19 protein-coding genes are annotated in these 23,761 nt (G+C 71.2%); 7 read left to right on the top strand and 12 right to left on the bottom strand.

Translation table 11 applies throughout. The annotated features are described in order from the left end of the window. Window positions 1–9: 9 nt before the first annotated feature. Window positions 10–3,774: a multifunctional oxoglutarate decarboxylase/oxoglutarate dehydrogenase thiamine pyrophosphate-binding subunit/dihydrolipoyllysine-residue succinyltransferase subunit gene (locus tag BIU89_RS04055; RefSeq protein WP_175474962.1), complete on the bottom strand. Its 3,765-nt coding sequence runs from the start codon at window positions 3,772–3,774 to the stop codon at window positions 10–12. A 177-nt stretch (window positions 3,775–3,951) separates the two neighbouring features. On the opposite strand from BIU89_RS04055, the gene BIU89_RS04050 reads away from it, so the two are divergent. Next, entirely contained in the window at window positions 3,952–5,391 is a 1,440-nt protein-coding gene (locus tag BIU89_RS04050) for a GuaB1 family IMP dehydrogenase-related protein (RefSeq protein ID WP_071244927.1), read from the top strand. Window positions 5,392–5,551: 160 nt separating this feature from the next. Here BIU89_RS04050 and BIU89_RS04045 read toward each other — a convergent pair whose 3' ends face one another. The 4 genes from BIU89_RS04045 to BIU89_RS04030 all read right to left on the bottom strand — a co-directional run bounded on the left by BIU89_RS04045 (window position 5,552) and on the right by BIU89_RS04030 (window position 9,867). Then, window positions 5,552–6,589, bottom strand: a complete 1,038-nt coding sequence (locus tag BIU89_RS04045; RefSeq protein ID WP_027465832.1) for a hemolysin family protein — start codon at window positions 6,587–6,589, stop codon at window positions 5,552–5,554. Next, window positions 6,586–7,986, bottom strand: coding sequence for a hemolysin family protein (locus BIU89_RS04040; RefSeq protein WP_071244827.1), 1,401 nt, complete (start codon window positions 7,984–7,986; stop codon window positions 6,586–6,588). The genes BIU89_RS04045 and BIU89_RS04040 overlap by 4 nt, the downstream gene beginning before the upstream one ends. 156 nt (window positions 7,987–8,142) lie before the next feature. Then, a complete protein-coding gene (locus tag BIU89_RS04035; protein WP_027465830.1) occupies window positions 8,143–9,225 on the bottom strand; it encodes an NADH:flavin oxidoreductase/NADH oxidase in 1,083 nt (360 codons plus the stop codon). Between the two features lie 9 nt (window positions 9,226–9,234). After that, window positions 9,235–9,867 (bottom strand): HAD family hydrolase, encoded by a 633-nt coding sequence (locus BIU89_RS04030; RefSeq protein WP_071244826.1) that lies wholly within the window; start codon window positions 9,865–9,867, stop codon window positions 9,235–9,237. Window positions 9,868–9,891: 24 nt separating this feature from the next. Between BIU89_RS04030 and BIU89_RS04025 the strand changes: the two genes are divergently transcribed. Then, complete coding sequence (locus BIU89_RS04025; RefSeq protein WP_071244825.1) at window positions 9,892–10,752, top strand: ADP-dependent NAD(P)H-hydrate dehydratase; 861 nt, start codon at window positions 9,892–9,894, stop codon at window positions 10,750–10,752. Window positions 10,753–11,055: 303 nt separating this feature from the next. Here the strand turns inward: BIU89_RS04025 and BIU89_RS04020 are convergent, their stop codons facing one another. Then, window positions 11,056–11,766 (bottom strand): YceI family protein, encoded by a 711-nt coding sequence (locus BIU89_RS04020; RefSeq protein ID WP_071244824.1) that lies wholly within the window; start codon window positions 11,764–11,766, stop codon window positions 11,056–11,058. 83 nt (window positions 11,767–11,849) lie between these two features. Here BIU89_RS04020 and BIU89_RS04015 point away from each other — a divergent pair, with 83 nt between their 5' ends. The 4 genes from BIU89_RS04015 to BIU89_RS04000 all read left to right on the top strand — a co-directional run bounded on the left by BIU89_RS04015 (window position 11,850) and on the right by BIU89_RS04000 (window position 15,152). Continuing rightward, entirely contained in the window at window positions 11,850–13,163 is a 1,314-nt protein-coding gene (locus BIU89_RS04015) for a glycosyltransferase 87 family protein (RefSeq protein WP_083404141.1), read from the top strand. Then, window positions 13,160–13,468, top strand: coding sequence for a thiamine-binding protein (locus tag BIU89_RS04010; RefSeq protein WP_071244823.1), 309 nt, complete (start codon window positions 13,160–13,162; stop codon window positions 13,466–13,468). The genes BIU89_RS04015 and BIU89_RS04010 overlap by 4 nt, the downstream gene beginning before the upstream one ends. A gap of 114 nt (window positions 13,469–13,582) precedes the next feature. Beyond that, the gene (locus BIU89_RS04005; RefSeq protein WP_027465825.1) at window positions 13,583–13,762 is read left to right on the top strand and encodes a hypothetical protein; all 180 of its coding nucleotides are present in this window, start codon (window positions 13,583–13,585) and stop codon (window positions 13,760–13,762) included. A gap of 124 nt (window positions 13,763–13,886) precedes the next feature. Further along, entirely contained in the window at window positions 13,887–15,152 is a 1,266-nt protein-coding gene (locus BIU89_RS04000; protein WP_071244822.1) for an MFS transporter, read from the top strand. Window positions 15,153–15,320: 168 nt separating this feature from the next. Here the strand turns inward: BIU89_RS04000 and BIU89_RS03995 are convergent, their stop codons facing one another. The 6 genes from BIU89_RS03995 to BIU89_RS03970 form a co-directional block, all read right to left on the bottom strand. Continuing rightward, window positions 15,321–15,992 (bottom strand): response regulator transcription factor, encoded by a 672-nt coding sequence (locus tag BIU89_RS03995; protein ID WP_017888182.1) that lies wholly within the window; start codon window positions 15,990–15,992, stop codon window positions 15,321–15,323. 87 nt (window positions 15,993–16,079) lie between these two features. Continuing rightward, the gene (locus BIU89_RS03990; RefSeq protein WP_051596754.1) at window positions 16,080–17,402 is read right to left on the bottom strand and encodes a hypothetical protein; all 1,323 of its coding nucleotides are present in this window, start codon (window positions 17,400–17,402) and stop codon (window positions 16,080–16,082) included. Continuing rightward, on the bottom strand, window positions 17,399–18,556 hold the full coding sequence (locus BIU89_RS03985; RefSeq protein WP_027465823.1) for an ATP-binding protein: 1,158 nt from the start codon (window positions 18,554–18,556) through the stop codon (window positions 17,399–17,401). Before BIU89_RS03985 ends, BIU89_RS03990 begins: the two co-directional genes overlap by 4 nt. A 133-nt stretch (window positions 18,557–18,689) precedes the next feature. After that, on the bottom strand, window positions 18,690–19,892 hold the full coding sequence (metX, locus tag BIU89_RS03980) for a homoserine O-acetyltransferase MetX (protein WP_027465822.1): 1,203 nt from the start codon (window positions 19,890–19,892) through the stop codon (window positions 18,690–18,692). Window positions 19,893–20,134: 242 nt separating this feature from the next. Then, a complete protein-coding gene (locus tag BIU89_RS03975) occupies window positions 20,135–21,466 on the bottom strand; it encodes a bifunctional o-acetylhomoserine/o-acetylserine sulfhydrylase (protein WP_071244821.1) in 1,332 nt (443 codons plus the stop codon). A gap of 280 nt (window positions 21,467–21,746) precedes the next feature. Beyond that, window positions 21,747–22,835 carry an acyltransferase family protein gene (locus tag BIU89_RS03970; protein WP_071244820.1) on the bottom strand — a complete coding sequence of 363 codons (1,089 nt, stop codon included), beginning with the start codon at window positions 22,833–22,835 and terminating at the stop codon, window positions 21,747–21,749. A 123-nt stretch (window positions 22,836–22,958) separates the two neighbouring features. Here BIU89_RS03970 and BIU89_RS03965 point away from each other — a divergent pair, with 123 nt between their 5' ends. Then, window positions 22,959–23,732 carry an SDR family oxidoreductase gene (locus BIU89_RS03965; protein WP_027465819.1) on the top strand — a complete coding sequence of 258 codons (774 nt, stop codon included), beginning with the start codon at window positions 22,959–22,961 and terminating at the stop codon, window positions 23,730–23,732. Window positions 23,733–23,761 lie beyond the last annotated feature (29 nt).

Genomic DNA, 23,761 nt, shown 5'->3' with positions numbered 1-23,761 from the left:
TCCTCGTGGCTAGGCCGACGCGCTCAACGCGGTGCTGATGACCTCGGCGGCCTCTTGTGCGGAGCGCTTCGAGGAACCCGTGGCCGGTGCGGCACTCGCCGAGCGGGCCGCCACGGACAACGGGCGGCCGCCCAGGTGCGGCGACAGGTTCATGCAGACGAACGGCCAGGCGCCCTGGTTCTCCGGCTCTTCCTGCGCCCACACGACGTCGGCGTCCGGGTAGCCCGCCAGCACCTCGAGCAGGCGGTCGAGGGGGAGCGGGGCGAGCTGCTCGAGCCGGACGAGTGCGACGTCGGTGATGCCGCGCTTGTCGACCTCGGCACGCAGGTCGTGGTGCACCTTGCCGGAGTGCAGCACGACGCGGCGCACGGCACCCTTGTCGGTGATCCGAGCGTCGTCCAGCACGGGCTCGAACGTTCCCGTCGTGAAGTCCTCGACCGCGCTCGTCGCCTGGCGGAGCCGGAGCATCGCCTTCGGCGAGAACACGACGAGCGGCTTCTGCGGCCGGGCCCACGCCTGACGGCGGAGCAGGTGGAAGTACGACGCCGGGGTCGACGGGCGCGCGACGATCATGTTGTCCTCGGCGCACAGCTGCAGGTAGCGCTCGATGCGTGCCGACGAGTGGTCCGGCCCCTGACCCTCGTACCCGTGCGGCAGCAGCAGGACGAGGCCGGAGCGCTGCCCCCACTTCTGCTCGGCGGACGAGATGAACTCGTCGATGACGATCTGGGCGCCGTTCGCGAAGTCGCCGAACTGTGCCTCCCAGAGCACGAGGGACTCGGGGCGCTCCACCGAGTAGCCGTACTCGAACGCCATCGCCGCGTACTCGCTCAGCAGGGAGTCGTACACGTAGAACCGGGCCTGGTCCTCGGTGAGGTTCGACAGCGGCAGCCATTCCTGGCCGTTCACCCGGTCGTGGAACACCGACTGGCGCTGGACGAAGGTGCCACGTCGGGCGTCCTGTCCGGCGAGGCGGACGGGCTTGCCCTCGACCAGGATCGACCCGATCGCCATGAGCTCGGCCATCGCCCAGTCGATGCCGCCGTTGCGCGTCATCTCGGTGCGCTTGGTCAGCAGCTGCTGCAGCTTCGGGTGGATGGAGAACCCGGCGGGCGGGTTGCTGTGCGCGTCGCCGATCGCCCGGACGAGCTCTTCGGACACGGCGGTCTCGTGCACCTCGACCTCGGAGTCGTCGCGCTGCGCGGCCGGGCGTTCGAGCCCCTGCACCGCACCGTCGTCGTCGACCTCGATGACCGGGATGGTGCCGGTCTGTGCCTCGTGCGTCTCGGCGAAGGCGCGTTCCAGGCGGTCCTGGAAGTCGCGGTGCGCCTCGTCGTACTCCTCTTGCGTGATGTCACCGCGGCCGACGAGGGCCTCGGTGTACAGCGTGCGGACGGAGCGCTTCGCCTCGATGAGGTTGTACATCAGCGGCTGCGTCATCGAGGGGTCGTCGCCCTCGTTGTGCCCACGACGGCGGTAGCAGATCAGGTCGATCACGACGTCGCGGTGGAACTCCTCGCGGTACGCGAAGGCGAGTTCGGCGACCCGGGCGACGGCCTCGGGGTCGTCACCGTTCACGTGGAAGATCGGCGCCTGGATCGTCTTCGCGACGTCGGTGGAGTACACCGAGCTGCGCGCCGACTCGGGCGGGGTGGTGAACCCGACCTGGTTGTTGATGACGAGGTGGACCGTGCCGCCGGTGCGGTAGCCGCGGAGCTGCGACATCTGCAGCGTCTCGACGACCACACCCTGGCCGGCCATCGCCGCGTCGCCGTGCACGAGCACGGGGAGCACACCGAAGCTGCCGGGGGCCTCGCGGTCCTGCTTGGCGCGGACGATGCCCTCGAGCACGCCGTCGACGGCTTCGAGGTGGGACGGGTTCGCGGCGATCGTCACCGGGATGCTCGAGCCGTCGGACGTGCGGAACACGCCCTCGGTGCCGACGTGGTACTTCACGTCCCCGGAGCCCTGACCGGACACCGTGCCCGGCAGCGAGGACCCCTCGAACTCACGGAAGATCTGCCCGTAGGTCTTGCCGGCGATGTTCGTCAGCACGTTCAGGCGGCCGCGGTGGGCCATGCCGATCGCGACCTCGGCCAGTCCGGCTCCGGCGGCGTGCTGGATCAGGGTGTCGAGGAAGGCGATGGTGGACTCGCCGCCCTCGAGCGAGAAGCGCTTCTGGCCGACGTACTTGGTCTGCAGGAAGGTCTCGAACGCCTCGGCCTCGTTGAGCTTGCCGAGGACGCGGAGCTGCTCTTCCTTCGAGGGCTTCGAGTACGGCACCTCGATGCGCTCCTGCACCCAGCGACGCTGTTCCGGGTCCTGGATGTGCATGTACTCGATGCCGACCGTGCGGCAGTAGGCGTCGCGCAGGATCCCGAGGACGTCGCGCAGCGGTGCCGAGGTGGTGCCGGCGAGCCCACCGGTGACGAACTCGCGGTCGAGGTCCCAGAAGGTCAGCCCGTGGCTCTCGATCTCGAGGTCGGGGTGCGTGCGCTGGCGGTACTCGAGTGGGTCGATGTCGGCCATCAGGTGCCCACGGACGCGGAAGCTGTTGATGAGCTCCTGCACGCGGGCGGTCTTGTTCACCCGGTGCGCCAGGTCGACGTTGATGTCGTTCGCCCACTGGATCGGCTTGTAGGGGATCCGGAGCGCGGCGAAGATGCCGTCGTAGAAGCCGTGCTCGCCGATGAGGCGCTCGTGCACGTGCTTCAGGTACTCACCCGAACCGGCGCCCTGGATGACGCGGTGGTCGTAGGTGCTCGTCAGGGTGATGGTCTTGCCGATGCCGAGCTCGACCAGGGTCTTCGACGCCGAACCCTGGAACTGTGCCGGGTACTCGAGGGCACCGGCGCCGATGATCGAGCCCTGCCCCTTCGTCAGACGCGGGACCGAGTGCACGGTGCCGATGCCACCCGGGTTGGTGAGCGAGATCGTCGTGCCCTGGAAGTCCGCCGGGGTGAGCTTGTTGTCACGGGCACGCTTGACGAGGTCTTCGTAGGCGGAGAGGAACTGCCCGAACGTCAGGGTCTCGGCGCGCTTGATGCTCGGCACCAGGAGCGAGCGGGTGCCGTCCTTCTTCGGGACGTCGATCGCGATGCCGAGGTTGACGTGCGCCGGGGCGACGACGAACGGCTTGCCGTCGCGCTCCTCGTAGAAGACGTTCTGGCTCGGGAAGTCCTTGATCGCCTGCACCATCGCCCACCCGATCAGGTGCGTGAAGGAGATCTTGCCGCCGCGGGCGCGTCGCAGGTGGTTGTTGATGACGATCCGGTTGTCGATCATCAGCTTCGCCGGGATGGTCCGGACGCTCGTGGCGGTCGGGACCGTCAGCGAGGCGTCCATGTTCGACGCCAGCGTCTTGGCCATGCCCCGGAGCGGGGTCGCCACGTCCTCGTGGGTCTCCTCGTGGTCGTCGGCGGCGTCGTTCGCCTCGGCCGGGATCGGCTGCGGTGCCGGCTGGCGCGAGGTGGTCTTCGCCTGGATCGGACCCGACTTCGCCTCGCCGGGGGTGTCCCCGGTGGCCGGCTGCTGCGTCGAGGACTGCTGCTGCGTCGTCGCCTGCTGCCCGGCCGCCGTCTGCGGTGCGGGGGCCCCCGCCGGAGCCGGAGCGTCAGCGACCTGCGTGCGGTGGTAGCTCTCGAGGACCGGCCACCAGGACTTGTCGACCGACTCCTTGTCCGCGACGAACTGCTCGTAGAGCTCGTCGACGAGCCACTCGTTCGCCCCGAATTCGCCCGCGGTCTCGTCCGTTCCGGTCAGATGGCTCGACACAGCCGATCGCCCACTCTCCGTCGATAGATGCTCGTGTGTGTCGTGCGGAGCAACCCTGCGCCGCACAGGTGCCAAGCCTAGCCGCTCCGACATGTCCGTTCCGTGTCAGCCGCGGCGCGAGTCGGCAGCCCCCGAGCACCCGGTCGGGGCCCTGACGGGAGCCGTACAGTGGAGCGCATGAGGTTCTACGAGACGCGGCCGACGCACGACCTGACCTACTCCGACGTCTTCCTCGTCCCGAGCCGTTCCGGCGTGACGAGCCGCTTCGACGTCGACCTCGCGGCGAACGACGGCAGCGGTGCCACGATCCCGATCGTCAGCGCCAACATGAACTCCGTCACCGGCCCCCGGCTCGCCGCCACCCTGGCCCGCCGCGGCGGTCTGGGCGTGCTGCCGCAGGACATGCACCTGCAGGACCTCGACGCCGCGATCCGCTGGGTGAAGGACCAGCCGGTCGACTTCGACACCGCCTACGACATGGGCGCGCAGACCACCGTCGCCGAGGCCCTCGAGCAGCTCCTGCCGGTGGCCGGCCGCGGTGTTGTCGTCCGCGACGCCGACGGGGAGTACCTGGGCTGCGTGCCCGCGACACGCCTCGGCACCGCCGGCCCCGACGCCGTCCTCGGTGACCTGCTGCACGGCGCCTCGACCGCGATCGACGCCGAGGACGCCGGCACGCCCCGGCACGTGTACGACGTGCTCTCGGCCGCCGAGGTCGACTTCGCGCCGGTGATGCGGCACGGCCGGGTCGTCGGCACCACGAGCCAGACGAGCGCGATCCGCTCCGACATCTACTCGCCCGCCGTCGATGGTTCCGGCCGGCTCCGGGTCGCCGCGGCGCTCGGCATCAACGGCGACGTCGCCGCCAAGGCGAAGGCGCTGGCAGCCGCGCGCGTGGACGTCCTGGTCCTCGACACCGCGCACGGACACCAGGACGGCATGCTCCGCGCACTCCGCACGGTCGCGTCGCTGCAGCTCGGCATCCCGCTCGTCGCCGGCAACGTCGTCACCGCCGACGCCGTCGCGCACCTGGTCGGGGCCGGAGCGGACATCATCAAGGTCGGCGTCGGCCCTGGTGCCATGTGCACCACCCGCATGATGACGGCCGTCGGTCGTCCGCAGTTCTCCGCCGTGCTCGAGACCGCGGCGGCGGCCCGCTCGCTCGGCGCGCACGTCTGGGCGGACGGCGGGGTGCGCTACCCGCGCGACGTCGCCCTCGCGCTGGCAGCCGGGGCGTCCGCCGTGATGATCGGCTCGTGGTTCGCCGGCACGCTCGAGGCCCCCGGCGTCCTGCGTCGTGACGCCGCGGGCAAGGCGTACAAGGAGAGCTGGGGCATGGCCTCGGCCAAGGCCGTGCGTGAGCGGTTCGAGCGGCTCGACCCGTACGAGCGAGCCCGCAAGGCGCTCTTCGCCGAGGGGATCTCGTCGTCGACGATCTACCTCGACCCGGAGCGCCCGAGCGTCGAGGACCTGCTCGACATGATCACCACCGGCGTCCGCAGTTCCGCCACCTACGCGGGCGCGTCGTCCCTCGCCGAGTTCTCCGAGCGAGCCCTGGTCGGCATCCAGTCCGCCGCCGGGTACGAGGAGGGCAAGCCCCTGCCCGTCAGCTGGTAGCGCCCGCCGGACTTTCGCGCTGAGCGACAGTTCACGGGCGGCGCTGTGCGTGACGTGTCGCTGAGCGCGAAACGCACGCCGACGCCGTGGACGCGACTACGAACGGACGGGAGGCCCGTGGCGGTGTCGCCACGGGCCTCCCGTCCGTCTGCCGGTGCGTCTACCGGCGTCGGGTCGCGTCCTCGACCTCGCCCACCAGTTCTTCGAGGATGTCCTCGAGGAAGAGCACGCCGATCGTGCGGCCGTCCGCGTCGAAGGCGCGGGCCACGTGGCGCCCGGCGGCCCGCATGGTCGCGAGCGCGTCCTCGAGGTCCATCTCGGTGTAGAGCGAGATGAGCTGGCGGATGCGCTTCGGCGGCACCGGGTCGTCGAACTCGTCCGGCCGCAGGTCGATGACGTCCTTCACGTGCACGTAGCCCGTGGGGGAGCCGTCCTCGCCGACGAGCACGTAGCGGGAGAACCCGCGCTGCGCCACGGCGTGCTCGACGTCGGCCGGGGTGGCGTCGTCGGGCAGGGTGACGAGCTCGGCCATCGGCACGGCGACGTCACGGACCTTCTTCTCGGTGAACTCGAACGCCAGGGCGAGCTTGCCGTCGTCGGTCAGGGTGCCCTCGCGGCGGGACTGCTCCACGATGGTCTGCACCTCTTCCACCGTGAAGGCGCTCACCGCTTCGTCCTTGGGCTCGACGCGGAACAGCCGCAGCACGGCGTTCGCGACCTCGTTCAGGCCGACGATGACCCAGTGCAGGCCGTGGCCGATGTACCAGAGCGTCGGCACCAGCAGCAGCGCAGCGCGGTCCGGCATCGAGAACGAGATGTTCTTCGGCACCATCTCGCCGAACACCACGTGCAGGAACGACACGAGCAGCAGCGTGAACACGAAGGCCACGGTGCCGATCACCTCGGCGCTCCAGCCGGTCAGGTGCAGCGGGACCTCGAGCAGGTGGTGGATCGCCGGCTCGGACACGTTCAGGATGAGCAGCGAGCAGACCGTGATGCCGAGCTGGGTCGTCGCGAGCATGCGGGTGGCGTGCTCCATCGCCCACAGCGTCATCTGCGCGGCCTTCGAGCCCTCTTCGGCGCGGGGCTCGATCTGCGAGCGGCGAGCCGAGATGACCGCGAACTCCGCCGCGACGAAGTACGCGTTGCCCATCAACAGGACGACGAGCCAGAAGATGCCCCACCAATCGGAGCTCATCGGGTGCTGCCCTTCGTCGTGGTGGCCGCGGCCTTCGTGGTGGTCGGGGTGCTCTTGGTGGACGGGATGATGATCGCGGTCGCCGCCGTGTCGGTCGACGGGCGCGTCGGGGTCCAGCGGATGCGGTCGATCCGGCGGCCGTCCAGCCGCTCGACCCGGAACACCCCGCCGTCCAGGGGCACCTCGTCGCCGACGACGGGCAGGCGGCCCAGCGTCGACATGACGAACCCGCCGACGGTCTCGTACGGGCCCTCCTCGGGCACCTTGACGCCGGCGCGGTCCTCGAGCTCGTCGGGACGCAGCAGACCGGGGAAGGTCAGCCAGTCACGGGAGCGGACCACGTCGATGCGGGCGCGGTCGTGCTCGTCGGAGACCTCGCCGACGATCTCCTCGATCAGGTCCTCGAGCGTGACGACCCCGGCGGTGCCGCCGTACTCGTCGACGACGATGACCATCTGGTAGCCGCGGCCGCGGACCTCGGCGAGCAGGGTGTCGCCGGGCATGGTCTCCGGCACGCGTTCGGCGTCCGTCATGAGGGCCCCGACGGGGACCTCCGGACGCTTCTCGCGCGGCACGGCGACGGCCTGCTTGACGTGCACGATGCCGACGACGTCGTCCGCGTCCTCCTCGATGACGGGGAAGCGGCTGAAGCCGGTCTTGCGGGCAAGGGCGATGACGTCCTCGGCGGACTCGGACACGCGGATGGTGGAGAGCCTCGGGCGCGGGGTCATCACGTCGCTGGCGCTCAGCTCGGAGAACGAGATGGTGCGCTCGAGGAGCGTCGCGGTGTCCTGTTCGAGCGAGCCCTCGGAGGCCGAGCGGCGCAGCAGCGAGGTGAGTTCCTCGGCGCTGCGGGCACCGGAGAGTTCCTCCTGCGGCTCGATGCCCAGCGACCGGAGCACGGCGTTCGCGGTGCCGTTCAGCAGCGCGACGGCGGGCTTGAAGACCGTCGTGAACGCTATCTGCAGCGGGACCACGAGCCTGGCGGTCTGCAGGGGCAGCGCGAGCGCGAAGTTCTTCGGCACCAGTTCGCCGAGGATCATCGACAGCAGGGTCGCGATGACGAGCGCCACGATCGAGCCGACGGTCTCGACGATGCCCTCTGGCAGGTTCATCGCCGGGAACGGCGCCTCGAGCAGCTTCGCGATCGAGGGTTCGAGCAGGTAGCCGGTCAGCAGCGTGGTCAGCGTGATGCCCAGCTGTGCGCTGGACAGGTGCGTCGAGGTGACCTTCAGCGCGCCGATGACCGGTGCGAGGCCGGCTTCACCGCGGTCGCGCCGCGCTTCGACGTCGGCGCGGTCGAGGTTGACCAGCGCGAACTCGGACGCGACGAAGACACCCGTGCCGAGGGTCAGCAGGATGCCGCCGATCAGCATGACGATGTCGATCGGACTCATGATTCACCCCCGTTCGCGCACAGGGATGACGTGCAGCTCACCGAGTGAGCGGCGGATGAGTGAGGCGAAGAACTATTCGGGGGATCGTCCACAGTGCTGCCAATCGTACTGCCTGCGCGGTCGCTGAACCGTGAATCCGTACAGAACCGACCGCGCCTAGGCCGTGATCCGCGCGCGGTGGTACTGCTGCGGCTCGTAGTCGACCGGCACGCGGAGTTCGACGGCGGCACGGAGCGCGAACGACGGGTCGCGGAGCATCTCGCGACCGATCATCACGACGTCGGCCAGGCCGGTCGCGACGATCTGCTCGGCCTGGAACGCCTCGGAGATCATGCCCACGGCGATCGTCGGGATGCCGGCGTCGCGCTTGATCGCCGCGGCGTGCGGTACCTGGTAGCCGGGGCCGACCGGGATCGGCGCGCTCGCGACGTTGCCGCCGGTGGACACGTCGGCCAGGTCGGCACCGTGCTCAGCGGCCCAGCGGGCGACCACGGTGGTCTCGTCGAGCGTGAGCCCGCCGTCGACCCAGTCGGTGGCCGAGAACCGGACGACGATCGGGAAGCCCTCGCCGACCTCGGCGCGCACGGCGTCGACGACCTCGAGCAGCGCGCGGGCACGGTTCTCGAGCGAGCCGCCGTACTGGTCGGTGCGCTGGTTGCTCAGCGGCGAGAGGAACTGGTGCAGCAGGTAGCCGTGGGCCGCGTGGATCTCGACCAGGTCGAACCCGGCCTCGACCGCGCGGCGGGCGGACTGCGCGAAGGCGAGGGCGACGACGCGGATGTCCTCGACCGCGAGTTCGCGCGGGACGTCGTAGCCGTCGAAGGCCACGGCCGACGGAGCGACCGTGGTCCAGCCGCCCTGGTCGGCGGGGACGGTGCCGTGTGTGGTGTCCCAGGGGCGGTAGGTCGACGCCTTGCGACCGGCGTGCGCCAGCTGGATGCCCGCCGCGGCGCCCTGCTCGTGCAGGAAGTCGACGATCGGCTTGAATGCGTCGCGCTGCTGGTCGTTCCACAGCCCGAGGTCCTGCGGGGTGATCCGTCCCTCGGGCACGACACCCGTCGCCTCGACCACGACCGCGCCGGCGCCGCCCTTGGCGAACCCGCCCAGGTGCACGAGGTGCCACGGCGTCGGGACGCCGTCCTGCTGGTCCACCGAGTACTGGCACATCGGGGAGACCCAGATGCGGTTGCGGACGGTCAGGTCACGGACGGTGATCGGGTCGAACAGGGCGTGCGTCACGCGGGCTCCTCAGAGGACGGGTGCCGGCGCCTCGGCCAGTTCCGTCAGGAACGACCGCAGCGACGCCGGCGACGTGTAGTGGTGGCCGACCGCCCCGATCGCTTCCGCACCGGTGGCGTTCTCGGCCCTGTTGTCCACGAACACCATCTGACCCGGGTCGATTCCCAAGCGCGCACAGGTGTCGCGGTAGATGGATGCCGCGGGCTTCAGGACGTGCTCCTCGGCGCTCACCACGACGGTCTCGAACAGCGAGCCCATCGGGGAGCGGCGGTACGGGTCACCGAAGTCGAAGCCCGCGTTCGAGAGCAGGGCGACACGGGTGCCGGCGTCGTGCAGCTCCTCGACGATCTCGAGGGTCTCCGGCTCGACCTCGAACCACCCGGTGAAGTCGATCGCCCAGAACCGGTGGATCTCCGAGATGCTCCAGGTCCGTCCGGTCCGTTCCGCGATCGCACGCCAGTACGCCACGACGGACAGGTCGCCGCGGTCCAGGTCGTGCCGGAGCTCCTGGTACACCGGGAACAGCTCGTCCGCCGGGACCCCGGTGGCGGCCACGAGGGCGTCCCGCGAGGCGTGCGGCGTCCGGCTGATCACCTCGCCGTAGTCGAAGACCACCACGCGACCAGGCAGGAACAGGCTCATGCGCTCCACCGTAACGTGGGGCCGGTGAACGACTTCGTGCCCCTCCGACCGTCCGATGCCGCCGCGTGGGTCACCGCGCCGACGGGGGAGTCCACCAAGTACCGCCGCGGGGTCCTCGGCGTCGCCACCGGCTCCGACCAGTACCCCGGCGCCGCGGTGCTCGGGGTCGATGCCGCCGTGCACACCGGGGTCGGCATGGTCCGGTACGTCGGACCGTCACGCGCCACCGACCACGTGCTCACCCGCCGCCCCGAGGTCGTGTCCGGCGTCGGCCGCGTGCAGGCCTGGCTCGTCGGCTCCGGTGTCTCGGCGCCGTCGCTCGGTGACCTGGACGAGACGACGGCGTCAGGCTTCTCGCACGCTTCCGACGACGGCGTCCCGGTCGTCGTCGACGCCGGGGCGATCCCGCTCGTCGATCTCGGGCCGCTCGCCGTGCTCACCCCGCACGCCGGCGAGCTCGCATCGTTCCTGGGGGTCGATCGCGCCGAGATCGAGCAGGACCCGACCGCCGCGGCGCTCCGTGCGGCCGAGCGGACCGGCAGCGTCGTGCTGCTCAAGGGGGAGCGGACGCACGTGGTCACCCCGGACGGGTCGGTGCGGCTCGTGGCTGCGTCCGCGACGCCGTGGCTCGCGGCGGCCGGTGCCGGGGACGTGCTGGGCGGCGTGCTCGGAGCGCTCGTCGCCGCGCGGCAGGGCTCCGTCGAAGCGGCCGGGTCGTCGCTCACCCCGTCGGACCTCGCCCACCTGGCCGCGTCGGCCGCGGTGGTGCACGGGATCGCGGCGCGGCGGGCGTCCGGCGGCGGACCGTTCCCGATGACGACGCTCATCGCCGAGCTGCCGGGGGTCGTGCGGGACCTGGTCGTCGACGGGGACGCGCGCGGCTAGTCGTCGACGTGGAACGACGGTGTCGACGTCGTACGACATCGACTTCGTCGTTCGTTGCAGGCGCTGACTGTTGCGGGTGCGCGGGAGCGACAGTGTCGGTGTCGTACGACGTCGGGTTCGTCGCTCCTTGCCGGCGCCCACAGTCACGTGCGCGGGGTGACGACAGTGTCGGTGTCGTACGACGTCGGTGGTGTCGCTTGTTGTCGACGCGAGCGTGGGACGGACGGGAGGCCCGTGGCGGCGTCGCCACGGGCCTCCCGTCCGATTGCGGTCACGTCACGGGCGCGACGCGCGTCGCGGACGTCAGCTCGCGGGGGTCGCGTGCACCAGGAACTCGACGGAACCGGCGTCGTCGACCTTGACGAACCCCAGGCTCGGGGCCTGCACGCCGTAGTCCGAGAAGGTGATCGGGACCGAACCGGAGATGTCGACGCCGTCGCCGCTCAGGCCGACCTGCAGCTTCGCGGTGACGTCCTTCGTGACGCCGTGCAGGGTCAGCTTCCCCGGAGCCGTCACGGTCGTCGTGTCGGAGCCGCTCGGGACCGCGTCGGCGATCGGCGCGGTGAGTTCGAAGGTGGCCTCGGGGAAGGCCGCGGCGTCCATCGCGGAGTCGCGGAAGTAGGCGTCGCGCTGGTCGGAGTCGGTGGTGATGTCGGCGACCTGCACCGTGATCTTCGCGGCGGTGATGCTCGTGCCGTCGACGGTCGCGGTGCCGGCGACGCTGTCGGTGCGGCCGGTGACGGTGACGTCGGAGCCGTTCAGGACCTCGTGGACGCGGTACCCGGCCTCGGAATCGCCGCCGACCGTCCACTCGCCGGACAGGTCCGTACCGTCGAGGGTGGAGGCCTGGCGGGTGGCGGCGACGGACGGCGCGGCCGAGGCCTTCGCGTTCTCGGTGCTCGTGTAGACGTTCGTGAAGACCACCGCGCCGACGACGCCGAGGACGACCACGGCGGCGATGACGGAGATCCAGATGACGGCCTTGCGGCGCTTGCGCGGGGTGTCGGAGGTCACGAGCAGAACGGTGACACGTCATGCTCGGGAGACCCTGAGTCCGTGGCAGCGATCGCGCCCGGTCCGGCCGCTACGCTCGTCCGGTGCAGAGGACCTCGACCCGGTGGCTCGAACTCGCCGGCTTCGTCCTGGCGTTCGTCGCCGTGCACGGGTTCCTGTGGTGGCTGACCCTCGTGTCGGCGAACCTGCCGCTCGGTGACGTGACCATCACCTACAGCCGCTGGATCGAGACCGGGCGGACCGCGGACTTCTGGGTCGGCGTCGACGGCGCCTGGGTGTACCCGATCCTGGCGATCGTGCCGATGGCGGCCGCGGCGCTCGGGGGAGTCGAGTCCATCGGCACCGGCTGGCTGCTGCTGATGGTGGTGCTCGACGCCGTGGCGTGCGCGTTCCTGTGGCGGTTCCGGGCCCGCGTCGGGTCGTCCGACCGCTTCGGCGTGCACGGCGTGCGGGTCGTCTGGTGGTGGCTGCTGTTCCTGCTCGCGCTCGGGCCGATCGCGCTCGGTCGGATCGACACCGTCGCGACGGTGTTCGCGCTGGTGGGCGTGGCGTTCGTCGCCTCGAGGCCGGCCGTCGCGTCCGCGCTCTTCACCGCCGGCGCGTGGACGAAGGTGTGGCCCGCGGCGCTCGTCGCGGTGCTGCTGCTCCTGCGTCGCGGACACCGCCGGGGTGTGCTCGCCGGGGCCCTGGTGCTGAGCGCGCTGATCGTGCTCGTCGACGTGCTGTGGGGCGGTGCGCCGTACCTGCTGTCCTTCGTCGGTGAGCAGACCGGCCGTGGGCTGCAGATCGAGTCACCGCTCGCGACGCCCTTCATGTGGGCCGCTGCGTTCGGTGTCCCCGGAGCGGCGGTCTTCTACGACCAGGAGATCCTGACCTTCGAGGTGTCCGGTGCCGGCACGTCCGTCGCCGCCGCGGTGTCGACGCCGCTGATGGCCGTCGTCGTGGTGGCCGGGGTCGTGCTCGCGCTCTGGGCCGCACACCGCGGTGCCCGTCGGGCCGAGCTCGCACCGGTCCTCGCGCTCCTGTTCGTGGCGGCGCTCATCGCGACGAACAAGGTGGGGTCGCCGCAGTACATCGGCTGGTTCGCGGTGCCGATCGTGTGGGGACTCGCGGCGGGCACCCCGAGTGCGCGTCGGTTCGTGCCCATCGCGGTGCTCGCGCTGCCGATGGCCCTGCTCACGCAGGTGGTCTACCCGGGCTACTACGACCAGTTGCTCGGCGTGCAGCCGTGGATCCTCGTGGTGCTCACGGTGCGGAACGTGCTCGAGGCGGCGATCCTGGTGTGGAGCGTCGTCGTGCTGGTGCGGATGGGGCGTCGCGCGGGGTCCGGACGGGTGTCGGCGCGCTCGTCGCCGTCTGTGCACGACCAGCCCGAGCCGGGCAGGATGGACGCATGATCGTCGCCTTCTCCGTCGCTCCGTCCGGTGGTCCCGCTGCAACGTCCGACGGGTCCGTGCACGACGCCGTCGCGGCCGCCGTGCGCGTGGTGCGCGAGAGCGGGCTGCCGAACCGCACCTCGTCGATGTTCACCGAGATCGAGGGGGAGTGGGACGAGGTCATGGACGTCGTCAAGCGCGCCACCGAGGCCGTCGGTGCGTACGGCACGCGGGTGTCGCTCGTGCTCAAGGCCGACATCCGCCCCGGGCACACCGGCGAGATCGACGGCAAGCTCGAACGGCTCGAGACCGCGCTCGGCGAGTAGCCCGCGGCGGCACGGACGACACGCCGGAGCGGTCCCTCGGATGTCGGTGGTCGGGTGTCTCATGGTCTGCATCGAGCCACATCGGGTGGCCTGCGAGACGACGAGGAGCGCGTGATGATGCACGACGGCTGGTGCCCCGACTGCGACCTGCGAACGGTCGTCATCGACACGGACGAACACGGCGACAACGCCTGGGCGACCTGCGCGGAGTGCGGCACCGGATGGGTGCACCGCGACGAGCTGCCCGAGCAGACCCCGGCACGGACCCGCACGCCGGAGCGCCAGGCGGCCTGACCTCCGGCGGGCTTTCGCTGGTCCGTTGGAGCGGTCTACACTCGACGGACCAGGACATCACGGCCGCCCCGTCCGGTGGGGTGCTGCACCGTCGTCCCGCTCCGCCCGCACGAGAACAGGCCCCATGTCACAGCTCACGCCTGCGCGTCGCACCCTCGCGCTCATCTCGCTCGCCCTCGGCGGGTTCGCCATCGGCTCGACCGAGTTCGTCGCGATGGGGCTGCTGCCGAACATCGCGCAGGCCCTGCTCCCCGAGCAGTACGGCATCGACCCCGACGCCGGGATCGCCCACGCCGGCTGGCTCGTCAGCGCGTACGCCCTCGGGGTCGTCGTCGGTGCGCCGACCATCGCGGCGATGTCCGCACGGTTCCCGCGCAAGGGCCTGATCCTCGTACTGCTCGTCGGGTTCGTCGTCGCGACGATCGCGAGCGCGCTGCTGCCCTCGTTCGGTCTGGTGCTCGTCGCCCGCTTCGTCGCGGGTCTGCCGCACGGCGCCTACTTCGGCATCGCGTCGATCGTCGCCGGCGACATGATGGGCCCGGGCAAGCGCGGCAAGGGCATCGCGATGGTGCTGCTCGGCCTGTCGGTCGCGAACGTCGTCGGGGTCCCGGCGATCACGTGGGTCGGACAGGTGGCCGGGTGGCGGGTCGCCTACGGCGTCGTGGCCGCGCTGTTCGCCCTGACGTTCCTGGCCGTCGCGGCCTTCGTGCCGAAGAGCGCCCGCGACGAGCACGCCACGATCGGCCGCGAGCTCCGGGCGTTCCGCGTGCCGCAGGTGTGGATCGTGATGGGCCTCGGCGCCGTCGGGTTCGGCGGGTTCTTCGCGGTGTACTCGTACATCTCGCCGCTCGTGCAGAACGTCACCGGCATGCCCGAGTCGTTCGTGCCGATCGTGCTCGTCGTCGTGGGCATCGGCATGGTCGTCGGCGGGGTGCTCGGCGGACACCTGGCCGACCACAGTGTGAAGCGCACGATCTACGTCGGCATGTTCGCGCTCATCGGCGCCCTGCTCATCACCGTCCTGACGGCGCAGTGGCTCTGGGGCATGCTGCTCGGCGCGTTCCTGCTCGGGGCGACCTCGTCGGCGATCCCGCCGGCGGTGCAGTCGCGCCTGATGGACGTCGCCGGGGATGCCCGCACGATCGCGGCGGCGCTGAACCACTCGGCGTTCAACATCGGCAACTCGATCGGTGCGGCCCTGGGCGGCGCGGTCATTGCCGCCGGCTTCAGGTTCCTCGCACCGGGCTGGCTCGGCATCGGCCTGGCGCTGCTCGGCGTCCTGGTGACGATGGTCAGCTACGCGGTCGAACGGCGGAGCACCCGTCGTGCCGCGGTCCGCTCCTCGTCACCGTCCACCGGCCCGATCACCGCACCGGTCCCGACGGCCTGACACGTGGGGTGCGCGCACGCACCCACCGGACGGGAGGCCCGTGGCGACGCCGCCACGGGCCTCCCGTCCGTCACGTGGTGCGGCCACCGCACATGGTGAGCAGCAACCGTCGGGTCCCGTCACGGGACCCGACCATTGCTGCTCACGAAGCGGAACGCGCCACGCGCGCTAGAGCCCCAGGGGGCTGCCGTCCTGCACGATGATGCCGTCGGTGATCGCACGCTTCCGGAGCGCCACCTTCGTGCCCACGTCGAAGCCGGCGACGCGGTACTTCTCGCGGATGCGCTTGAGGTAGCTCTTCGCGGTCTCCTCGGAGATGCCGAGCTGGTAGGCGACGCTCTTGACGGGCTCGCCACCGCCGTACAGGGCCATCACGCGACGCTCCTGGGCGCTGAGCTTCGGCACACCGCCGACGTCGCCGCTGTTGATGGCGAGGTCGAGCTCGGCCGAGACGTACTGCTCGCCGCGCTGGGCGGAGCGGATCGCCTCGACGATCATGTCGGCGTCCTCGCTCTTGACGAGGTACCCGAGGGCGCCGGCACCGAGGGCCTCGCGCACGACGTTCGGCTCCGAGTACGTGCTCATCACGACGGTCTTGACGCCCGCGGTCTTGAGCGTCGAGATCTTCAGCGACACCGGGATGGAGTCCTTGAGGTCCAGGTCCAGCAGCACCACGTCGACCGGGAACGCCGGGCTCGTCAGGAGCTCGGGCCAGGTCGTGACGGCGGCCACCAGGGTGATGTCGTCGGCCGCGTTCCGGATCCACTCCGTGAGCGCGCCGAGGAGCATCCTGTGGTCGTCGACCAGTGCGAGTCGGATCGGTTCCTCTGGAGTCGCCATGCTGGCGTCCTTTCTCGGTGCGGATTGCTCGGCCGATCCTAGGAGGATCCGGGCCGGAAGTCGGTCAGGCGTGCGGGTGTCCGGCGGCTACATCGACGGATGTCGGTTCACGACGCAGTGCGCGACGATGTGCAGCGCGCCGTCGCGGACGGTCTCGGTGTACGGGCCGATGCGCTGCAGGGCACTCCAGGCCGTCGGGCCGAGGCTGCGCCGGGGCACCCCGCGGGACTCGATGACGACGGGCACGTCCATCGTGTCGTCGCTGACCGGATGGCCGTCGGAACCGATCGGGCCGAGGGTGACGGAGACGACGGGCATGCCGGGCTGCGCGGTGCGGCCGTCGCCGACCATCTGCCAGATCGCCTGCAGCAGCCCGTCGCGCTGGGTGGGGGAGAGGTGCCCCGCCAGGGCCGTCGGGTCGGCGACGCTCACCGAGCGACCGAGGTGGTCGGACTCGGTGATGGCGTGGTAGAGCCAGGTCTCGCGACGGCCCTCGATCAGGTGCAGGCGGAGCTCGGTGGCGAGCGACGCGGCGACCGAGCTCGAGGCGTCGGACAACGGCAGCGGGTCGGTGCCGTTCGCGACGGCGTCGAGCAGCTTCTCGGCGGCCAGGTCGAGCCGGGCGAGCTCGTCCGAGGCGAGCATGCCGACGGCGAACTGCGGTGCCTGCACGTTGCTCTGCACGAGCACCCGGTCGAGCTCGCGCTGCACGAGCTGCCGGAACCGCTGCACGACGTACAGCGCGAGCGCCGGCGGCACGACGACGAGCGACAGCAGGGACACGATGCCGGGCATGGTGTCGTTCGTGATCGGCGTCGACGCGACCGCCATCACGATGAACGCGATGCCGAGCACGCCGATGGCGACGGCGACCTCACGGGCGGGTCGGAGCGTGGCGATCGGCAGCAGCGCGAAGCCCGCGGCCATCGACGCCGTGGCGGTGTGCGCGATGTCGTGCTCGGGCCAGATGCCGATGAAGTCGAGCGTGACGACGCAGGCCAGCACGACGCAGATCAACGCGAACGCCGGACCCGTCAGTCGTTCGCCGTAGGTCAGGACACTGAGTCCGACCCCGACGGCGGCGACGACGTAGAGCCCCCAGGCGACGGCGGGCAACCACGGGTCGGAGTACTCGTTCCAGCGCACCAGGAAGAACGCGATGCCGGCGACGGCCTCGATCGCGGTGAGGACCGCGGCGCCGAGGCCGAGGTAGCCAGCACCGAGCGAGGCGCCGGGCTTCGCGGCCTGCCGCAGGGACCGGGCGCCGGTGGACGTCGACGGGAGCCCTCGGGCCTGGCGACGTTCGCTCGTCCGGTACCGCTCGCGCGCCTCGCGGCGGGTGCGGGGTGCTGGCGGCGCGGTCTCGCCGGGCAGACGGCGGCCGATGGTGTCCTCGGGGACCCGGGTCATCGCGGTGCCTCCAGGACGACGGTGGTGCCGGAGCCCGGCGCGGAGAAGAGCTTCGCGTCGCCGCCGACCTCGCGCAGGCGGTTCACGACGCTCTCCTTGAAGCCGAGTCGCTCGGCACTGACGGTGGTGAGGTCGAAGCCGACGCCGGAGTCGGTGACCATCGCGCGGACGACCTCGTTGTCGTGGACGATCGTGACGTGGGCCTCGCCGACGCCGGCGTGCCGACGGACGTTCTCGAGGCACTCGCCGAGCGCGAGCAGGAACGCGTCGAGCACGTTCGACGGCAGCAGGACCTGCCCGGTGCCGTGCCAGCTGACCTCGAGCCCCATCCGGCCGAAGCGCTGCTTGACCGACTCGAGGGTCTGCCCGAGCGGTGACTCCTCTTCGCGGGTGAGCGAGTAGTCACCGGACTGCGAGGGCTGCGGGGTCGCACCGAGGCGCAGGTGCCGCAGCAGTCGGGCGTCCTCGGCGGCCTGCTCGCGCATCGCCTGCTCGGAGACGCCGACGCCGGAGTGCGCCAGCAGCGTCAGGGTCGCGAGCACGGTGTCGTGCAGCAGGCGGGCACCCTGGCGGCGCTGCGCCTCGGTCTCGCTGGCCTGCCGTTCGGCGCGGTGGGCGGTGCCGATGCTGTAGATGCGGCGGGCGACGCGGGGGATGCTGCGCGAGATCCAGATCGCCACGACGGCCATCAGGATCCACCCGAGCAGTGCGCCGCTGACCGGGGTCGACAGGAGCGAGCCCGACCCCCACACCATGAGCACCACCACGGCACCGCCCCCGGCGATGGTGATGCCGAGCCCGACCGGGTGCCCGCGCTGTGCCATCAGCGGTGCCGAGAGCCCGCCGGCGGCCAGGGGCATCACGGCGCTGGCGACGAGGGGCCTCGCCGAGTCCTCGACGCCGGTGAAGAGCAGCACCATCGTGGCGAGCCCGGCGACGACGATGGCGGCGGTCCACCACACCTCGCCGCCGCGACCGAAGCACACGAGGGCGGTGATCATCGCGGCGATGCAGAGGAGTGCGCCGATGAGGGGCGGCGTGGGCACGGCGGCGGCGGAGAGGATGCCCACGACGCTGACGAGCGCGCAGACGATGCCCACGACACGGGTCGCCGACCGCAGCAAGCGGTCGCGTTCCTGTGCGATGAAGTCCATCGATGTCCTGGTTGGTGACGATCTGGGTGGTGCGGGAAACCGAGCGTCGGTCAGTGCCGGGCTCCACGCCATCATTCCACGCGCGCCACCCGTTGGGGGGTCTTCGGCGCGCCGCGGTGGCGGCAGGCCCCGCTCAGGACTCCAGCAACCGCCGCAGGTGCGCCCCGACCTGCTCGTGCTCGATGAGGAACCCGTCGTGTCCGAACTCGCTCTCGATCACCGCTGCGGTGTCCCCGTCGAGCGCGTCCGGCACGCCCGCGGCGATCCGGTGCTGGTCCTCGACAGGGAACAGCCGGTCGCTCGAGATCCCCACCACCAGGGTCCGGGCGGTCACCAGCCCGAGGGCGGCCGACACCCCGCCGCGACCGGCTCCGACGTCGTGCGAGTCCATCGCGTACGTCAGCGTGACGTAGCTCGAGGCGTCGAACCGCCGCGTGAACTTGTTGCCGTGGAAGTCGAGGTAGCTCTCCACCGAGAACCGGCCGTCGTCGCCGAGCGGGGAGACGTCGCTCTGCCAGGACCGCGCAAAGCGGCTGTTCAGCTCGTCCGACGCGCGGTACGTCATGAGCGCCATCCGCCGGGCCAGCGACAGGCCCCGGTGCGGTCCCTCGCCGGCCTCGGCCTCGAAGTAGTCGCCGCCGGCGAACGCCGGGTCCATCTGGATCGCCGCCCGCTGCAGCGAGTTCGCCGCGATCTGGTCGGCGGTGGTCTGCGCCGTCGACGCGAGGACCGCCAGCCGCTGCACGCGCGCCGGGTGCGAGACCGCGAACTCGAGGGCGTGCATGCCGCCCATCGACCCGCCGACGACGGCCGCGAAGGTCTCGATGCCGAGCCGGTCGGCGAGCTGCGCCTGCACCTCGACCTGGTCGCGCACCGTCACGAACGGGAACCGTGCGCCCCACTCCGCGCCCGACGGCGACACCGACGACGGCCCGGTGGTGCCCTGGCAGCCGCCGAGCATGTTCGGCGCGATCACGAACCACCGGTCGGTGTCGATCGCCCGCCCGGGCCCGACGACGTCGCCCCACCAGCCGGCGGTGCGGTGTCCCGGGCCGGGGTCACCCGCGACGTGCGAGTCACCGGTCAGCGCGTGCAGGATGAGCACCGCGTTGTCGCGGGCGGCGTTGAGCGTGCCCCACGTCTCGTACGCCACGCGCACGGACGGCAGGCGGCCGCCGCGCACCCACTGCTCGCCGAGGGACTCGAAGTGGCGTGCACCCGGGTGGTCACCGGGACGCCAGGCACCGGTCACGGGCGGCTTGCCGAGGGTGCCGAGCTCGGTGCCGGGCACCAGGGTGGACGGCACGGAGTCCTCGGGGGTCGTCTGCCAGTCCATCGTGGGTCCAGTCTGCCGGGAGGCGCGGGTCGCCGCCGCCGTGTTACGTCACGCCCGGCGCGTGGCCGGGTGTCCGGGCCGCGGGCGCGCCGGGCGGGTCGGGCGGGTCGGGCGCGTTGGAACGACGCAGAACGACAGGGTCGATGTCGTACGACGTCGACCCTGTCGTTCTGCGTCGGCAGGCAGGCAGGCAGGCAGGCAGGCAGGGAGCCAGGCAGTCAGGCAGGCAGGCCGCGCGGGACCTACGCGCGCTGGCTCTCCTGCGCGATCGCCCGGGCCGCGGCGAGCCCGGCCTCGAGGTCGGCCTTCAGGTCCGCGATGTTCTCGATGCCGACCGACAGGCGCACCAGGCCGGGCGTGACCCCGGTGGTGAGCTGCTGCTCGGGGGTGAGCTGCGAGTGCGTGGTCGACGCCGGGTGGATCACGAGCGAGCGGACGTCGCCGATGTTCGCCAGGTGCGAGAAGAGCTGCAGGTTGTCGACGAACGCCTTGCCCGCGGTGACCCCGCCCTTGAGCTCGAACGACAGCACGGCGCCGACGCCCTTCGGCGCGTACCGGTTCGCGGCGGCGTACCAGGGCGACGTCGGCAGACCGGCGTAGGCGACGGTGGCGACGTCGGGGTGCTGGTCGAGCCACTCCGCGATCTCCTGCGCGTTGGACACGTGCCGCTCGATGCGGAGCGACAGGGTCTCGATGCCCTGCAGCAGCGCGAACGCCGTGTCCGCCGAGTTCGACGCACCCAGGTCGCGGAGCAGCTGCACCCGGGCCTTCACGATGTACGCGAGCTCGTTGCCGACCGCCTCGGCGAAGACCGCACCGTGGTACGACGGGTCGGGCGTGTTGAACTCCGGGAACCGGTCGGCGTGCTGCGACCAGGCGAACTTCCCGCCGTCGACGATGATCCCGCCGATGACCGTGCCGTGGCCACCGAGGAACTTCGTGGCCGAGTGCACCACGATGTCGGCGCCGTGCTCGAACGGACGGATCAGGTACGGCGTCGCGATCGTGTTGTCGACGATCAGGGGGACGCCGGACTCGTGGGCGACGTCGCTGACGCCCGTGATGTCGAGGACGTTGATCTTCGGGTTGCCGATGGTCTCCGCGAAGAACAGCTTCGTGTTCGGGCGGACCGCTCGGCGCCACTCCTCGAGGTCGTCCTGGTCCTCGACGAACGTCGTCTCGATGCCGAGCTTCGCCAGCGTGTACTTGAACAGGTTGTACGTGCCGCCGTAGATCGACGACGACGACACGATGTGGTCACCCGCCCCCGCGATGTTGAGCACCGCGTAGGTCTCGGCAGCCTGGCCGGACGCGACGAGCAGGGCACCGGACCCGCCCTCGAGCGCGGCGATCCGCTGCTCGACGACGTCGTTCGTCGGGTTCATGATCCGGGAGTAGATGTTGCCCGGCTTGGCGAGCGCGAACAGGTCGCGTGCTTCGTCCGAGTTCGCGAAGACGTACGAGGTCGTCTTGTAGATCGGCGTCGCTCGGGCGCCCGTGGTCGGGTCCGGCTGTGCGCCGGCGTGGACCTGGGTGGTCTCGAACTGCCACTTCGCGGCGTCGTGCTCGGTCATCTTGGTGCTCCTGTCCGGTGCGGCTGGTCGTCGGGTCGCCCTGCGCTCGGCCCGGAGGCTCGGCGCTGCTGTGCGTCGGGTGTCACGGTACGCACGTGGTCGGGCCCGCACCACCGCACCCGCCTCGGGACGTAACGCGCCCGCCGGGCCGCCCCGCGCCTCCCGGCCAGGATGGTGCCCGGGGGCTGACGGCGGCGACCACGGGGGATCCGTCGCGGCCTGCCGCGACATCGCGCGCTGCCGACTGAGCGCAGCGAAGACGACTGCTTGCGCGGAAATGTCACGCGTCGCGGCGGAACAGCCAGTCGACCTTCGGTTCGAGCAGCCACCGCATCCCGCGCCGCACGAAGGGCTGCGCCAGGAACAGGCTCACGACGCAGGCGATGACGACCATGAGGAGCACGAACGGCCAGGCCGAGTGCTCGCCGGCCAGGACGCCGGACTCCCGGATCGGGTAGAGGACGAACGTGTGGAGCAGGTAGACGTACATCGTCGCGGCGCCGAACTGCGTGATCCAGACGTTCCGACGGGGGATGAGCACCAGGAACGACGCCGTCAGCAGGGTCGCGAGCAGCATCAGGCCGAAGCGCACCGCACCCGCCCACCAGGCGTCCTCGCCGAGCCCCGAGTAGGAGTCGTCGTAGAAGAACCAGTGGTGCAGGTCGAACTCCTTGAACTGCGGGATCCAGACCGCGCACGACACCGCCCACGCGGCGAACACCGCGACGGCGGCGATCCGCACCCGGACGACCGTGCGGCGGGACGCCTCGTACCAGCGGTCGAAGACGCCCCACTGCTTGACCTGCCACCCGAGCAGGAAGAACGGCAGCAGGCTGATCGCGCGGGACAGCGAGAGCGTGGAGTCGACGTTGTCGAAGTAGCCGACGCCGATGCTGAACACGACCGCCCAGAACAGCGGCCACCGCAGCTGCGCCAGGTACGGCAGGATCAGCTTGAAGATGCCCAGGGCCAGCAGGAACCACAGGGTCCACGTCGGCTTCGTCGGGTTGAAGTCCTTGCCGCCCTCGACGATGCCCTGCACCACGGTCCAGATCGTCTGCATGATGATGTAGGGCACCACGATGTCCGTGATCGTCCGGCGCATCCGCTTCGCCGTCGGGGTGTCCGCCGACGAGAAGTACCCGCTGATCACGCCGAACGCCGGCATGTGGAACGCGTAGATGAACGTGTAGAGCGCCAGGGCGTGCTCGCTCGCCGGCGTCTGCCGCTGGATCGCGTGCCCGATGACCACGAGCGTGACCGCGACGAACCGCGCGGTGTCCCACATCGGGATCCGGCGCGGAGCTCGACCGGGCTCGAGCTGCGTCGCCGGGGCCGAGGGGGCGGGAGGGGCGGCATCCGTCGTCATCGCCGGTCACGTTACCGGATCGTGATCTGGACGGCCCGGTGCGGTGCCGGAACCGTCCCGCTCGGTACGGTGGTCGGACCGGGCCACCACGCGCCCCGGTCACCGACGCAGGAGGCAGATCACATGGCAGCACGGCGCGCAGTCGTCACCGGAGCGAGCTCGGGCATCGGGGCGGCCACGGTCCGGCTGTTCCGGTCACGGGGCTGGGACGTGCTCGCCGTGGCCCGCCGCGCCGCGAAGCTCGAGGCGCTCGCCGCGGAGACCGGGGCCGACACCCTGGTCGCCGACATCACGGACGCCGACGACGTGGCGGCGCTCGCCGCGCGGGTCGCGGACCTCGGCGGTGCCGACGTGCTCGTCAACAACGCCGGTGGGGCGTTCGGGTCGGCGAGTGTCGAGGAGTCCGACGTCGACGACTGGCGCGCCATGTTCGAGGTCAACGTGATCGGCACGAAGCGCGTCGTCTCCGCGCTGCTGCCGCACCTGCGCGACCGTGCTCGCGTGTCCGGGGGAGCGGACATCGTCACGGTGACCAGCACCGCCGGGTTCGTCGCGTACGAGAACGGTGGCGGCTACAACGCCGCGAAGTTCGCCGAGCACGCCCTGGTCGGCGCACTCCGGCTCGAGCTGAACGGCGAGCCGATCCGCGTCGTCGAGATCGCGCCGGGGATGGTGAAGACCGACGAGTTCGCGCTCACCCGGTTCCGCGGGGACGAGCAGAAGGCCGCCGCGGTGTACGACGACGTGCCGGAGCCGCTCGTGGCCGACGACGTCGCCGAGGCGATCGTGCACGCGGTGGAGCTGCCGGCGCACGTGAACCTCGACCTCGTGACGATCCGGCCGGTGGCACAGTCGGCGCAGCACAAGCTGGCGCGCGGCCCGCTGACGCCCCGCTGAGCCGACCCGCGCCGGACCCGCGCAGCGCC

The sequence above is a fragment of the Curtobacterium sp. MCBA15_005 genome, assembly GCF_001864855.1.
In the GTDB taxonomy this organism is placed as follows: domain Bacteria; phylum Actinomycetota; class Actinomycetes; order Actinomycetales; family Microbacteriaceae; genus Curtobacterium; species Curtobacterium flaccumfaciens.
The sequence above is the reverse complement of the archived record's forward strand: the minus strand, read 5'-3'. Positions and strand labels throughout refer to the sequence as shown.